Annotated in this window: 11 protein-coding genes and 1 tRNA gene; all 12 read left to right on the forward strand. The window is 45.7% G+C overall.

Annotated features, from left to right (window positions below; all coding sequences use genetic code 11):
* On the forward strand, window positions 1-291 hold a 291-nt coding region (rlmH, locus tag B3M51_RS07540), incomplete at its 5' end, for a 23S rRNA (pseudouridine(1915)-N(3))-methyltransferase RlmH (protein WP_292757993.1).
* Window positions 288-875: a Maf family protein gene (locus B3M51_RS07545; protein WP_292757995.1), complete on the forward strand. Its 588-nt coding sequence runs from the start codon at window positions 288-290 to the stop codon at window positions 873-875. The genes rlmH and B3M51_RS07545, both read left to right, overlap by 4 nt.
* Window positions 865-2,337, forward strand: a complete 1,473-nt coding sequence (gene rng / locus B3M51_RS07550) for a ribonuclease G (protein ID WP_292757997.1) — start codon at window positions 865-867, stop codon at window positions 2,335-2,337. Before B3M51_RS07545 ends, rng begins: the two co-directional genes overlap by 11 nt.
* A gap of 2 nt (window positions 2,338-2,339) precedes the next feature.
* Window positions 2,340-6,149 carry a YhdP family protein gene (locus B3M51_RS07555; protein ID WP_292757999.1) on the forward strand — a complete coding sequence of 1,270 codons (3,810 nt, stop codon included), beginning with the start codon at window positions 2,340-2,342 and terminating at the stop codon, window positions 6,147-6,149.
* 241 nt (window positions 6,150-6,390) lie between these two features.
* Complete coding sequence (gene tldD, locus B3M51_RS07560; RefSeq protein WP_292758001.1) at window positions 6,391-7,833, forward strand: metalloprotease TldD; 1,443 nt, start codon at window positions 6,391-6,393, stop codon at window positions 7,831-7,833.
* Window positions 7,833-8,885, forward strand: a complete 1,053-nt coding sequence (locus B3M51_RS07565) for a tRNA (5-methylaminomethyl-2-thiouridylate)-methyltransferase (protein WP_292758003.1) — start codon at window positions 7,833-7,835, stop codon at window positions 8,883-8,885. Before tldD ends, B3M51_RS07565 begins: the two co-directional genes overlap by 1 nt.
* Window positions 8,882-9,109, forward strand: coding sequence for a sulfurtransferase TusA family protein (locus tag B3M51_RS07570; RefSeq protein WP_292758005.1), 228 nt, complete (start codon window positions 8,882-8,884; stop codon window positions 9,107-9,109). The genes B3M51_RS07565 and B3M51_RS07570 overlap by 4 nt, the downstream gene beginning before the upstream one ends.
* Window positions 9,110-9,282: 173 nt before the next feature.
* Window positions 9,283-10,692: a glutamate--ammonia ligase gene (gene glnA / locus B3M51_RS07575; protein ID WP_292481072.1), complete on the forward strand. Its 1,410-nt coding sequence runs from the start codon at window positions 9,283-9,285 to the stop codon at window positions 10,690-10,692.
* 115 nt (window positions 10,693-10,807) lie between these two features.
* On the forward strand, window positions 10,808-11,431 hold the full coding sequence (locus tag B3M51_RS07580; protein ID WP_292758007.1) for a DUF4124 domain-containing protein: 624 nt from the start codon (window positions 10,808-10,810) through the stop codon (window positions 11,429-11,431).
* A gap of 177 nt (window positions 11,432-11,608) precedes the next feature.
* Window positions 11,609-12,682 (forward strand): nitrogen regulation protein NR(II), encoded by a 1,074-nt coding sequence (gene glnL / locus B3M51_RS07585; RefSeq protein WP_292758009.1) that lies wholly within the window; start codon window positions 11,609-11,611, stop codon window positions 12,680-12,682.
* Window positions 12,672-14,075 carry a nitrogen regulation protein NR(I) gene (ntrC, locus tag B3M51_RS07590; protein WP_292758011.1) on the forward strand — a complete coding sequence of 468 codons (1,404 nt, stop codon included), beginning with the start codon at window positions 12,672-12,674 and terminating at the stop codon, window positions 14,073-14,075. Before glnL ends, ntrC begins: the two co-directional genes overlap by 11 nt.
* Before the next feature lie 54 nt (window positions 14,076-14,129).
* A tRNA-Met gene (locus B3M51_RS07595) sits at window positions 14,130-14,206 on the forward strand.
* The last annotated feature ends 129 nt before the right edge of the window (window positions 14,207-14,335 follow it).

The following is a 14,335-nucleotide window of genomic DNA, read 5'->3' on the forward strand; positions in this document are numbered from 1 at the left end:
ATGACCGCTTTACCGCAAAATGATTATGTGGTCGCGCTGGAAGTCGGTGGTCGTAACTGGTCGACGGAACAGCTGGCGGAGCAATTAAAAAACTGGCAGGCATCCGGACGGGATGTCAGTCTGTTAATTGGCGGACCGGATGGCTTATCTGATGAGTGCCAGCAACGTGCCGATCAAAAATGGTCATTATCCAATCTGACCTTGCCTCACCCGCTGGTTAGAATTGTGGTGGCCGAACAGTTATATCGTGCCTGGACGGTTCTGCAGAATCATCCCTATCATCGCGCATGAAATTTCCCAAAGTTTATCTGGCCTCTGCTTCACCGCGACGGCGTGAACTCCTGAATCAAATCGGAGTCGATTTTTCAGTATTAAACGTCTCCGTTGATGAATCTGTTTTAGCGTCAGAAACGCCGTCCGATTATGCCAAGCGCATTGCTTTGGCCAAAGCCCAGGCTGGCTGGAAAACCCTAAAAACAAACTATCGACCGGTCATTGGTGCTGATACTGCTGTGGTATTGCCTTCACAGCAAATTCTCGGCAAGCCGGAAAACCTGCAGCAGGCAGAAGCGTTTTTGCTGCAATTATCCGCTAGCAGCCATCAGGTGCTCAGCGCAGTGGCGATTGTCTGGCAACAGCAACATTGGCTAAGCTTGCAAATCAGTGATGTGCAATTCAAAAAGCTGAGTTCAGCCGAAATTGATTGGTATATTGCCACCGGAGAAGGAAAAGATAAGGCTGGAGGATATGCGGTACAGGGCTTAGCTGCTATGTTTATTGAAAATATCAAAGGCAGTTACTCCGGCGTGATGGGTCTGCCATTATTTGAAACCAGTCAGCTTTTACAACAGGTAAATATCGTCAATGAGCAGTGAAATTCTGATTAATGTCACGCCCAGTGAAACCCGCGCTGCAGTGGTAGAAAACGGAGTACTGCAGGAAATTTTTATTGAGCGGAGTGAACATCGTGGATTAGTTGGCAACATTTACAAAGGAAAAGTCTGCCGGGTTTTACCTGGGATGCAGGCTGCCTTTGTTGAGATCGGCTTATCCCGTGCGGCCTTTCTACATGCTTCGGATATTTCGATTCCCAAAGGACAGTCTGGTGATTTAAAAGAAGCCCCACGAATAACACCGCCCATTACCAGCCTGCTACGCGAGGGAGATGAGCTGTTGGTACAGGTCATCAAGGATCCGATGGGCAGTAAAGGCGCACGATTGACTACTCAGTTGTCAGCTTCATCGCGTTATCTGGTGTATATGCCGGAAGCGGAAGGCATCGGGATCTCATTGAAAATTGAGGGCGAAGTGGAGCGTGAGCGACTGAAAATCTGTTTGTCTGAACTACTGGGTGAGCAACAGGGTGGTTACATTTTGCGTACCGCCGCAGAAGGTGTCAGTGATGCCGAATTGCGCGCTGATTTGGAATTTTTGCATCGCTTGTGGGAAAAACTGCGTCAACGCGTCACTTCTACCCAATGCGGTGAAGCCTTGTATCAGGATTTGCCCTTAACATTACGTGCTTTGCGGGATTTGTTTACGCCTGATATTGATCGCATCCGCATTGATGCTGCTGAAACCTTTAAAGAAGCCCAGCAGTTTGCTGAAGGTTTTATGCCGGAATGTGCTGCCCGACTGGAACATTATCGGGGGGATCGTCCGTTATTTGATTTGTTTGGTGTGGAAGACGAAATTCAGAAAGCACTGGATCGTAAGGTGCCTCTGAAATCGGGTGGATATGTGATTTTTGATCAAACCGAAGCCATGACCACAGTCGACGTAAATACCGGTGGTTTTGTCGGCCATAAAAATCTTGAAGAAACCATCTTCAAAACCAATCTTGAAGCCGCGCAGGCCATAGCACGCCAACTGCGAGTGCGAAATCTTGGTGGTATTATCATTATCGATTTTATTGATATGGAAGAACTCAGCCATCGTGAACAGGTTTTGCGAACGCTGGAAAAAGCCATGCTGCTGGATCGAGCAAAACATAATATCTGTGCGGTGTCCGAACTGGGGCTGGTGGAAATGACCCGTAAACGCACGCGTGAAAGCCTGGGCCATATTCTTTGTGAGCCCTGTCCCTGTTGTGATGGTCGGGGCTATACCAAAAATGTTGAAACGGTCTGTTATGAGATTTTTCGTGAAATTCTGCGTGAATCGCGTCAATACGAATCGAAACAGTTTCTGGTGTTGGCCTCTCAGGACGTGATTGATCGTCTTAATGATGAAGATTCCACGAAAGTGGCTGAGTTAGAACAATTTATTAGTAAACCGATTCTGTTTCAGTGTGAGCCTCAATATGGCCGTGAACAATTTAACGTGGTGCTGATGTAGTTATGTCGCTAATGCATCGCAGCCTGCATATTGCAGGCAGACAAGTTACCAATATTGTAGTTATGACTGCGGTGATCATGCTGGTTTGTGTTGGACTGGCATACTGGTTTTCCCATGCCATTGCCGAACGAAAAGATGAAATTGCTGCATGGGCGAGTGAAAAAACCGGTTATCCGATTCAGATTGGTGAAGCAGGTCTTTACTGGTTTGATCTGTTTCCAAAATTAATGGTGACCGATATTTCTGTAATGCAGGCCGAGCCGGATATAGGTGAACTGTTTACTGCAGAAGAGCTTTATATCGGTGTCGATCTGATTGCCAGTTTGCAGCAAAGAGAGTTGGTGGTTGATTCTGCACGTATTTCAGGACTGCAATTGGGTATAAAACGTTCTGTTGACGGTGATATCAGCCTTATCGGCCTACAGGGAAAGTCTGCCGATCAGAAGTTTGATGAAACACAGATTGACTGGGTCGAGCAGATCCGTTCGTGGCGTGACATCGAAATATTGTCAGCCAAGATCCAATTCGAAGACCAAATGCAGCCTCAATTCAGTGGTTTTTATGAATTGAATCAACTGGCCCTAATGCAGGGCAAAAAATCCACATTGATAGGCGATATTCAATTACCTCACCATCTGGGGCAACAACTTAGTTTCACAATAGATGCAGTATTAACTTCATCAGGCATATCTAATTGGCAGATTGATCATCTCGATGCCAGACAACTTCAACTCGCCACAGTTTTTCAGAATCAACAGATGCAAGATGTGTCTGTAACCCGTGGCCGTGCTGATGTCAGTGTTGTTATTGGTTCAAATTTGAATAAACAATGGCAGGGGCAAATTCAGCTCACGGATGTTGGTCTGGAAAACCTGACTAATCCAGATCGCGGATCAGTAAGTATAAATTCTTTGTCAGGGGAATTTGACTGGCAGGGAGATTGGACTGCATGGCAATTAGCTGCCGAGACGATTCAGCTAACTATTGATGATGACAGTTGGCCTCAGTCAACATTGAATCTGCAGTTTTCAGAAACTGATGGCTGGTTTGCAGAAACCAGCTTTGTTCGCCTCAGCGATCTTACTGCGCTAGCATTATTAAGTGATAAAGCACCAGCGATACTGACTCAGTATCAACCTGCAGGTGATATCCGAGAGTTGCAACTGTCACTGAACAGCAATAATGAGCTTCAGTCGGCAAAGATGATTGTGGATGAGTTTGCCAGTCAACCGGTTGATCAAGTGCCTGGGGTGACCGGACTTAGTATGGAGTTTGAATGGGAGCCCGTTTCAGCCCAAGCACTGATCACCAGCCGCAACCTGACGTTGTATGCACCCAGCTGGTTGCCTGAAGCGATTTATTTCGATGTAGCAGAGGCGAATCTGGACTGGAGCACTGCTGAAACGAACTGGCAGATGCAGCTGACGGATTTGAATATCTGGAACAATGATATGACGCTGCGCGGAGAAGTGGGCCTGGAACATCAATCCAGTACTACGTTTGCCGATATTGATCTGCAGTTACTGGATGTGGCAATTGCAAAATGGTTGAGTTATGTGCCGCGTTCAATTCTGGATCCGGATTATCTGAAGTGGGCAGAAAAGGCTTATACCGGCGGCCAGATTGAAACAGGCAGCCTCAAAATGAAAGGTAATTTGGCAGAGTTTCCTTTTACCGTCGAGAATAGCAAAAACGAATTTGAAGCAACGCTTAATGTCATTGACGTAGGCCTGGATTATGGTGATGGCTGGCCAGTATTGGAAAATATTAGTGGCCAAGTACTGAGCAGCGGTAACAAATTGGAGATATTGCCTAAATCCGGCAGAATTGCCGGGTTTGATTTTGTAAATGTCAGTGCTGAAATCAATAATGTCTACGCTGGCAAACCGATGCTGGATCTGACAGGGTTGTTATCAGGAAGAACGGAGGATGCGCTGAATTTTTTACAAGCCAGTCCACTCAGTTCGCGGTATGGCGATATCACTGATTGGGTAAAAGCCGAAGGCAAAAGTAATATTGCCCTTAACTTGAAAATTCCATTACTTGATCCGAATGCTACCAATGTCGATGGTCATGTCAGTTTTGAAACCAGTCAACTCACTGTTAACGCCATGCCGGATATGCCGATTCAAAATATCAACGGCCAGTTATTCTTCAATAATGATGGGGTAAACGCAGAAGCGATTACCGCCACTTTTTTAGACAGGCCTACCAAGATTGATGTCATACCAGGAACCGAATCGACATTGGTGACTGCAAAAGGTGAGATATCCATCCAGCAGCTGGCGCAGCTATGGCAGGGCAAAATGCCTGGCTTTGTAAAAGGCACGACACAATATCAGGCTGATGTAGAAGTGAGTGAAAAGTCATTAGGCGAATTTGATACCAATATTCGGGTTACTTCTGAACTGGTTGGGATGACAATCGAGGCTCCCCAACCGCTGGGGAAAACTGCCGCTGATAAACGTTTATTAGATATTAAATTAAGTAAAGATGACGAAGAGAGCTCATTACTGCAATTAAATTATGCTGATACAGTAAATGCTGTCTGGCTGCTTGAAGATTCTGCTCGCGCTGAAATTACTATTGGTATTCCAGATGCTGAGCTACCTGCGAGCGGCATTCGGTTCAGAGGCCGTCTGAACGAGTTGTCCATTTCGGATTGGACACAATGGCAACAGACCTGGTTTGCAGACAGCATCACTGAACAAAACTTCGATAATTGGCCAGCTGTTGATATTGAACTGGCAGTGGATAACCTGCGGTTTAATAAGTGGGTACTTAATGACTTTCAAACCAACGCTTTTCAACGTAATCAAATCTGGCAAATGGATATTCAATCTCGGCAGCTAAGAGGGGATATTCGTTGGCCTGTTGATTCAGATTCACTGCCAACTTTGCACTTTGATTTTGTCGATCTGCAGTTACCCGCTTCCAACAATCAGTCAAATGGTCGCAAAAAATTCAAATCCAAGTTATGGCCAAGTTTTCAGTTAAATATTGATAGTTTGACAGTTGATGGTATGCAACTGGGACGGGTACAGGCTCGGGCGCTTCAGCAGGGGAATAGCTGGTTGTTGCAAAGTGCCAGTATGCAATCAGCAGTTTTACAAGCGGAACTGGATGGCGTCTGGCAAAAAAACGACCTTGGGGATAGCAGTCAGTTAAATTTAAAACTCACCAGTAATGATCTTGCTGGCTTGTTTGAGGATTTAGGCTATCAAGCAGCCATTCACTCAGATCAGGTTGAAGTGACTGGACAGTTTAACTGGCCAGACGAACCGTTAAATCTCTCAATGGCCAACCTGGAAGGCAATTTGAATCTGCAAATCAATGATGGGCAATTGGTGGATGTTGAGCCAGGTGCAGCAGGAAGAATATTTGGTTTAATGAGTTTTGCCGCTATTCCACGCCGGCTGGCATTGGATTTCAGTGATTTTTTTGGTAAAGGTTTTTCGTTCCGTGAAATCAGTGGTGATTTTCAATTTGCCAATGGTCAGGCGGTTACTGATAATTTGAATATGCGTGGCGACAGCGCCAGTATTGATGTTACCGGGCCAATTAATATAGTTGATAGAACCTATCATCAGACAGTTGTTGTCACGCCAAATGTATCTTCCACCTTGCCACTTGCCGGTGCTGTTGCCGGCGGGCCAGTTGGCCTGGGGGTGGGAACAGCGATTTATCTGGTTGATCGAATTGCCGGTCGATTATTTGATCGGGATTTGGTCGATATGATTAGCTATCGTTATCGACTCACCGGTCCCTGGGATGCTCCGGATCTATCGCTGAAGACTCCTGAAACCCCTTGAGCACTGTCGAGTTCAATGTCCATGCCTAGGTGATATAACTTCTCGCCATTCCATGTTGCTGTTAGAGCCAGTGAGCAATTAGCAATATTGTAGGTGTCGCTCGCAAAATGCCGGGATAACTGAATGCGTATCATGAACTTCATTTGGCATATCCCATGTTTCAGCGTTGTCTGTCATAACAGAGTCGGTTAGCAATGTGTGATCTGCTAAGATAGTCAATTTATCGCGTAGTTCAAAAGCAATGACAAATCCTATATTTGACCAATTGGAACAACAGATCCTGATGCCTGCAGAGTTGCAGTCACAGGATATTGAACAGGCTTTATCAAGCGCCATGCGTCCTGGTGTTGATTTTGCTGATTTGTATTTTCAGCGTTCGCGTGGCGAAAACTGGTTGATGGATGATGGCATTATAAAAGATGGTGGCTATCATCTTGAGCAGGGCGTTGGTGTAAGGGCTTGCAGCGGTGAAAAAACTGGCTTTGCCTACTCCGATGATCTGAGTTTGAAGTCATTGCTGGAGGCGACCAGCGCTGCCAGTGCGGTGGTAAAGCATGGTCAGCAAAAACAGATTGATGCTCGGAAAAACGTTGATGCGTCGCCCTTTTATACTGACCTTGATCCAATATTGGGCATGGACACTCAGACAAAATTAAACCTGTTGCGGGAAGCCGATGCATATGCCCGCGCAGCCGATCCACGTGTTACCCAAGTGACAGTCAGTTTAGCCGGTAGTCTTGAACATATTCTAATCGCTGCCAGTGATGGCACCTATGCTGCTGACATTCGGCCGTTAATACGGATGAATGTCAGTGTTATCGTTGAATCAAATGGACGACGCGAGCGCGGCAGTGCCGGTGGCGGTCGGCGTCTGGATTATCAGTATTTTATTGATAATGATTTGGCGGTAGGATTTGCCAAAGAAGCTGTGCGGCAGGCTCTGGTTAATCTGGAAGCTGTTGATGCCCCTGCCGGAACAATGCCTGTCGTGTTAGCCTCCGGTTGGCCTGGTGTGTTATTGCATGAAGCAGTAGGACATGGCTTGGAAGGTGACTTCAATCGCCGGGATACCTCAGCCTTTTCTGGCAAAATTGGTGAACAAGTAGCATCACCCTTATGTACTGTAGTGGATGATGGCACATTAATGGATCGCCGTGGTTCCTTGACAATTGATGATGAAGGTACGCCAACCGAATTCACAACATTAATCGAAAATGGCCGTCTCACAGGCTATATGCAGGACAAATTAAATGCCCGGTTAATGGGGATGCGCAGTACCGGCAATGGTCGCCGTGAATCCTATGCACATCTGCCCATGCCACGAATGACCAATACCTATATGCTGGCTGGACAACACAAAGCAGAAGAAATTATCGCCAGTGTTGAAAAAGGTATTTATGCGGTTAATTTTGGTGGTGGTCAGGTTGATATCACTTCCGGCAAATTTGTATTTTCCAGCAGTGAAGCCTACCTGATTGAAAATGGCAAAGTAACTCGTCCCGTTAAAGGCGCCACATTGATTGGTAATGGCCCTGAAGTCATGAATCGCATCAGCATGGTGGCTGATGATCTCGAACTGGATTCGGGTATTGGTAATTGCGGTAAAGAGGGACAGAGCGTTCCGGTTGGCGTCGGCCAGCCGACTTTGAAAATTGATGCTTTGACAGTCGGAGGCACAGCGTAATGAGTTCAGCGCACAAAGCCGTCGCTTTGATTTCAGGCGGTTTGGATTCCATGCTCGCGGTGCGGGTGCTTCAGGAACAGGGAATTGAAGTAGAAGGCATTAACTTTTTTACCGGTTTCTGCGTTGAAGGGCATACACACGCGATTCGCAATCAGCATAAAGACAAGCAGAAACGTAATAATGCTTTGTGGGTGGCTGAACAGCTTGGAATCAAATTACATATTATTGATGTGATTGAAGAATACAAAGACGTGTTGCTCAATCCAAAACATGGCTATGGCGCGAATATGAATCCGTGCCTGGACTGTAAAATCTTTATGGTCAAAAAAGCGGTTGAATGGGTTAAAGAAAATCATATGCAGGGTTTTGATTTCATCATTACCGGCGAAGTCATTGGTCAGCGTCCCAAATCCCAATTAAAGCGCACCATGCCGATAGTGGCAGCTGAATCAGGTGCAGAGGATTTACTATTACGTCCGTTATGTGCCAAAAATCTCCAGCCCACCAAGCCGGAACGTGAAGGATGGGTAGACCGCAATAAGCTTTATGATTTTCATGGTCGCAACCGTAAGCCTCAAATTGCCTTGGCAAAACAGTTTGGCTTTGATGATTTTGCCACGCCTGCCGGAGGATGTTGTTTCCTGACCGATGAAAGTTATTCCAGTAAGCTGGTTGATTTATGGACAGCCAGAAACAGTCGTGAATATGAATTGGATGACATTATGTTATTGAAAGTTGGTCGGCATATTCGGCCAAAAGCGGATTTTAAAATGATCATTGCGCGGGATGCCGGAGAAAGCAAATTCCTCGAGGGTTATCGCAAACAGTTTACCAGCCTGTACTCAACCAGCCATAATGGGCCAATGGCCATTATTGATGGTGATATTGAACAGCAGGATTTTCCGCTGGCGGCATCTATTGTGGCGCGTTTTGGTCAGGGCCGACATGCTGATGAGGTAGAGGTGGAAATTACGGTACCGGATAATCCCCCCCGGCATATTCAGGCATGCCCGATGAAAGTTGAGCAGGTTCCACAGGAGTGGTACGTGTGAAACAGCTTGAATTAGATGCAAGAAGATTGTTATGTCCCTTGCCAGTCATCAAAACGCAGAATAAAGTAGCAGAATTGTCATCTGGGGATATTCTCAAAGTAACTTGCACCGATCCCGGTGCGTTAAGTGATATTCCTGCATGGGCCAGGATCCATGGGCATAAGATTGTAGAGTCGATTGAAGAGGATGATGAGATCATCATTACGGTCTGTGTTGGTGCGTAGCACTTTAATGGTGCATTTTAAGTTTTGAGTGCACCAATAGTGAGCATTGATAGGTGGCGTCTGCACTCAAATGGTTGATTTTATGGGGCTGTTGAGTTGGCAAGGTTTGTGCTGTAACAGCAAGTGAGTTTTTTTGCACCAAGGTGTGCAGTATTTTAATTTGGAGATAATAAATGTCAGTCGAAAATGTGCTTCAGATAATTAAGGACGAGGACGTTAAATTCCTTGATTTCCGTTTCACCGACACGCGTGGTAAAGAGCAACACGTTTCTTACCCAGCGCATTCAATTGATGAAGATACCTTCTCTGAAGGTGTGATGTTTGATGGTTCATCAGTTGCCGGTTGGAAAGGTATTAACGAATCAGACATGATTCTGATGCCGGATGCCTCGACTGCTGTTCTGGATCCATTTATGGACGATACAACGCTCATCGTTCGTTGCGATATCGTTGAACCGGCTACCATGCAGGGATATGAGCGTGACCCACGCAGTGTGGCGAAACGTGCAGAAGCCTATCTGGCATCTACCGGTTTGGCAGACACAGCATTCTTTGGTCCTGAACCAGAATTTTTCATCCTTGATGATGTTCGCTGGGGCAGTGATATCTCTGGCTCGTTCTATAAAATCGACTCTGACGAATCTTCCTGGAATACTGAAAAAGTCTTCCCTGACGGTAACAAAGGTCACCGTCCAAGTGTTAAAGGTGGTTATTTCCCAGTACCACCGGTTGATTCACTGCAAGATATTCGTTCAGCCATGTGTTTAACCATGGAAGAAATGGGTCTGGTAACCGAAGTTCATCACCATGAAGTTGCGACTGCTGGTCAGTGTGAAATTGGTACCAAGTTCAACACGTTGGTAAAAAAAGCCGACGAAGTTCAAACACTGAAATATGTTGTGCATAACGTCGCTCATGCTTACGGTAAAACGGCCACATTTATGCCAAAACCATTGGTAGGTGATAACGGTAGTGGTATGCATGTTCACCAGTCGTTGGCTAAAGATGGCGAAAATCTTTTCTCAGGTAATAAATATGGCGGCTTATCAGAAACTGCTTTGTTTTACATCGGTGGCATTATTAAACATGCCCGTGCCTTGAACGCCTTTACCAATTCTTCAACCAACAGTTACAAACGTCTGGTTCCTGGCTTTGAAGCCCCGGTTATGCTGGCTTACTCTGCACGTAATCGTAGTGCGTCTATCCGTATTCCTTTTGTCAGTAATCCAAAAGGTCGTCGTATTGAAGTACGTTTTCCTGACCCATCAGCCAATCCATACCTGGCATTCAGTGCAATGATGATGGCTGGTCTGGATGGTATCAAAAATAAAATCCACCCTGGCGATGCGATGGACAAGGATTTATACGACTTACCACCAGAAGAAGATGCAGCAATTCCAAAAGTTTGTCATGCATTGGATCAAGCATTAGCTGAGTTGGATAAGGATCGTGCTTTCTTAACAGAAGGTGGTGTTTTCACTGATGATATGATTGATGGCTATATTGCTCTGAAGATGGAAGAAGTTACCCGTCTGCGTATGGAAACACATCCTGCAGAGTTTGATTTGTACTACAGTGTTTAAGCTTTTTTGATTGATGTCACAAAACGCCTCCCATGTGGAGGCGTTTTTTTATGTTTCGCAGTTGCACATTGGTCATGGCTGACCTATATTCGTAAGCATGAAATTGATTCTTGTCATGTTGCTTGGTCTCGGCACAGCTGTTGCGGCTGAGGATATCTATCGTTGGGTCGATGACAATGGCAATCAGGTGTATTCAGACCAGCCTGGTGAAAACGCTGAAAATGCTGAAAAGGTTGAATTACAGCAGCCCATGACTTATTCACCAGTACAAATCCCTGAAGTGACAGACTCCGCTAGCGCTGAAGAACAGGAAACGGCTGATAATACAGAAGCTGCTCCCAATTATAAGGTATCTATTGTCGCGCCCGAAGATGATGCCGGGATTCGTGTTAATAACGGCAATGTCACCGTCAATCTGCAAGTGGTTCCAGCATTAAATCCGGAACGTGGCGATTTGATTCAGTTATTCCTCGACGGCTTACCGTCAGGCATGCCAATGCCCCAACTGAGTTTTATACTGGAAAATCTGGATAGGGGAACACATACCGTGTCCGCAAATGTGCTGAACGCTTCCGGGGAAATTCTAGCCCAAAGTGAAACAATTACCTTTCATTTACAGCGCACCAGCCTACAACAACCTGGCCGTCAAAATGGTCAGCCCAGTCCCGGACCCGGAGCACCCAGTATCCCTGGCTTTCCTACTACACCTGGTATCCCGACCTTTCCTCAAACACCTTGATAGCTGCACCAAAATGATGCGTACGATAGTGTAATTACGCTTTTCATAATGCTTGAAGTGGGTGGTTTATTTAAACCCCTCCATACTCAAATATATTATTACCATTGGAATCATAATCTTAAATATGATGTGACATTTGGTGCTTACAAATGGAGCGTTTTTTGCAAATGGCAGGCCATGAACTTAAATGACAAACTGATTAACGTAGAACAGTTTTCCAGCGATGATGTACTGGAGAGTTTGACGACGGCGATATTGGTACTCGACACGAATTTACGGGTTTGTTACATCAATACCTCAACTGAAGTCATGTTTGAAATCAGCCAACGTCAGGCCGAGCATATTCCCTTTCAGACTCTTTTACCGGGTGAAACACATCTGTTGAATTCATTACGCCGGGTTATCAGTAATGGACAGGCGCTAATAGAACGTGAAATTCAGTTATTCCTGCCTGCTGCTGGTGAAATAGTGGTGGATTGTTCAATCAAAATGCTGGATGTTGCTGAGCCCCATCTCTTGGTAGAGCTGGCGCAGCTGGATTATCAACAGCGCGTCAACCGTGATGAGAATCTTCATACCCAGCAACAGGTAGTTCGCGGGCTGGCGCATGAAATTAAAAATCCGCTTGGTGGGTTAAGAGGTGCTGCACAGTTATTGGAACGTCAGCTGGATTCGGATGATTTAAAAGAATATACCCAAATCATCATTAATGAAGCTGACCGGTTGCAAAACCTGATGACTCGAATGCTGGGGCCATATCAGCAATCCGAAAAACAATTTTTGAATATTCATGAGGTTTTACAGCGGGTTCGCCAGCTGGTTGATATTGAAGTCGATGAGCGGCTTCAGTTTATAGCTGACTATGATCCCAGTATCCCCGATTTACACGCTGATTTTGATCAGTTGATTCAGATTATTTTAAATATTGTGCGTAATGCAGTACAGGCAATGCATGGCATCGGCATTATTCGTCTGAAAACCCGAATTCAACGTAATCTTACCATTGAAAAACGTTTTTATAAGTTAGGCGTACTGATTGAAATCGAAGATAACGGGCCAGGCATTCCAAAACAATTACAGGACAGCTTGTTCTATCCCCTGGTAACTGGACGAGCCGATGGCACTGGGCTGGGGTTATATCTGGTACAAAACCTGGTGCAGCGAAATGCTGGCACAGTCAGTTGTATCAGTCATGCAGGCCAAACCATATTTTCAATTATTTTTCCCTTGGAGTTAAACCGTGAGCGCTAAAGCAATAGCATGGATTGTTGATGATGACCGATCGATTCGATGGGTATTACAAAAGGCATTGGAAGCCGTAGATATCACTGTCAAGGCCTTTGAGAGTGGTGATCTGGTTTTGGAGCAATTAAAACGAGGTACAGATACCCCGCCAGATGTGTTAGTTAGCGATATCCGTATGCCTGGACTGGATGGTTTGCAACTACTGGCAGAAATTCAGCGAAAGCAACCTGATCTGCCGGTCATTATTATGACGGCTTATTCTGATCTGGACAGTGCTGTATCCGTATACGAAGGAGGGGCCTTTGAATACCTGCCAAAACCTTTTGATGTTGATGAAGCGGTTGATTTAGTACAGCGAGCAATTACCCACCATCACCAACAGCACAATAATCCTGCTGGTGAAATAAATATTGGCAGTGAAATTATTGGTGAAGCACCCGCCATGCAGGAAGTGTTTCGCGCCATTGGACGGCTCGCACGTTCTAATATCACCGTGTTAATTAATGGTGAGTCGGGCACTGGTAAAGAGTTGGTCGCACATGCTTTACACAAACATAGTCCGCGTCGACAAAACCCGTTTATTGCCCTCAATATGGCCGCTATTCCCAGAGAACTGTTGGAGTCTGAATTATTTGGTCATGAAAAAGGCGCTTTTACTGGAGCACATGTGCAACGTAAGGGGCGTTTTGAGCAGGCGGATGGTGGCACCTTATTTCTGGATGAAATTGGTGATATGCCATTGGAACTGCAAACACGGCTTTTAAGAGTCTTATCAGACGGCGAATTCTTTCGTGTTGGTGGGCATAGTGCTGTAAAAGCAGATGTGAGAATTATCGCTGCTACGCATCAGAATCTGGAACAACAGGTTGAACGTGGCGATTTTCGTGAAGATTTGTTTCATCGTTTAAATGTTATTCGTATCCATATACCTTCCTTGCGTGAACGACGAGAAGACATTCCGGCACTGGTAGCTTACTTTCTCAACAAAGCGGCACGCGAACTGAATATGGGAGTGAAAAATGTCTCACCTGAAGTAGAACGTTATTTATCGCAGTTACCCTGGCCCGGCAACGTAAGACAATTGGAGAACACATCTCGCTGGCTTACTGTCATGTCTCCCGGGCAAGTTGTGCAAATGGATGATCTGCCTATGGAGCTGACAGCTGACGGTGGTGTGGAAACAGCTCGTAGCGGTGGTGACTGGCAACAAATGTTTCGCCAATGGGCTGCAAACAAGGCTCTGAGCGGCCAGGAAGGCGTGTTGGCCGATGTGGTACCGATGATAGAGCACCTGCTAATGGAGGTTGCTTTAGAGAAAACAGCGGGCAAACGTCAAGAAGCCGCAAAATTATTGGGTTGGGGCCGAAATACACTTACTCGCAAACTGAAAGAGAATTGATAATCAGGCTTGCTAGCATCTAGTGGTTTGTGTATAGTATGCGACTTAGTCAGGTGCGGGGTGGAGCAGCCTGGTAGCTCGTCGGGCTCATAACCCGAAGGTCGTTGGTTCAAATCCAGCCCCCGCTACCAATAATAATGTTAAGACAGGACCCCTGATTGGGGTTTTTGTTTTTGTGGAGTTAAAATTGGGCCGATGGCCCTTTTTTTTTATTTGTTGCCTATGGCCGTATCTGATCAGATTGAAAAATTAATTGAAGC

Origin of the sequence: Methylophaga sp. UBA2689, from assembly GCA_002354555.1 — a bacterium.
Taxonomy (GTDB): Bacteria; Pseudomonadota; Gammaproteobacteria; order Nitrosococcales; family Methylophagaceae; genus Methylophaga.

Coding starts and splice junctions, on each gene's coding strand:
- glnL (WP_292758009.1), top strand. CDS start 11,609: ATGAACTTAAATGACAAACTGATTAACGTAGAACAGTTTTCCAGCGAT.
- B3M51_RS07545 (WP_292757995.1), top strand. CDS start 288: ATGAAATTTCCCAAAGTTTATCTGGCCTCTGCTTCACCGCGACGGCGT.
- glnA (WP_292481072.1), top strand. CDS start 9,283: ATGTCAGTCGAAAATGTGCTTCAGATAATTAAGGACGAGGACGTTAAA.
- B3M51_RS07555 (WP_292757999.1), top strand. CDS start 2,340: ATGTCGCTAATGCATCGCAGCCTGCATATTGCAGGCAGACAAGTTACC.
- B3M51_RS07580 (WP_292758007.1), top strand. CDS start 10,808: ATGTTGCTTGGTCTCGGCACAGCTGTTGCGGCTGAGGATATCTATCGT.
- rng (WP_292757997.1), top strand. CDS start 865: ATGAGCAGTGAAATTCTGATTAATGTCACGCCCAGTGAAACCCGCGCT.
- B3M51_RS07565 (WP_292758003.1), top strand. CDS start 7,833: ATGAGTTCAGCGCACAAAGCCGTCGCTTTGATTTCAGGCGGTTTGGAT.
- tldD (WP_292758001.1), top strand. CDS start 6,391: ATGACAAATCCTATATTTGACCAATTGGAACAACAGATCCTGATGCCT.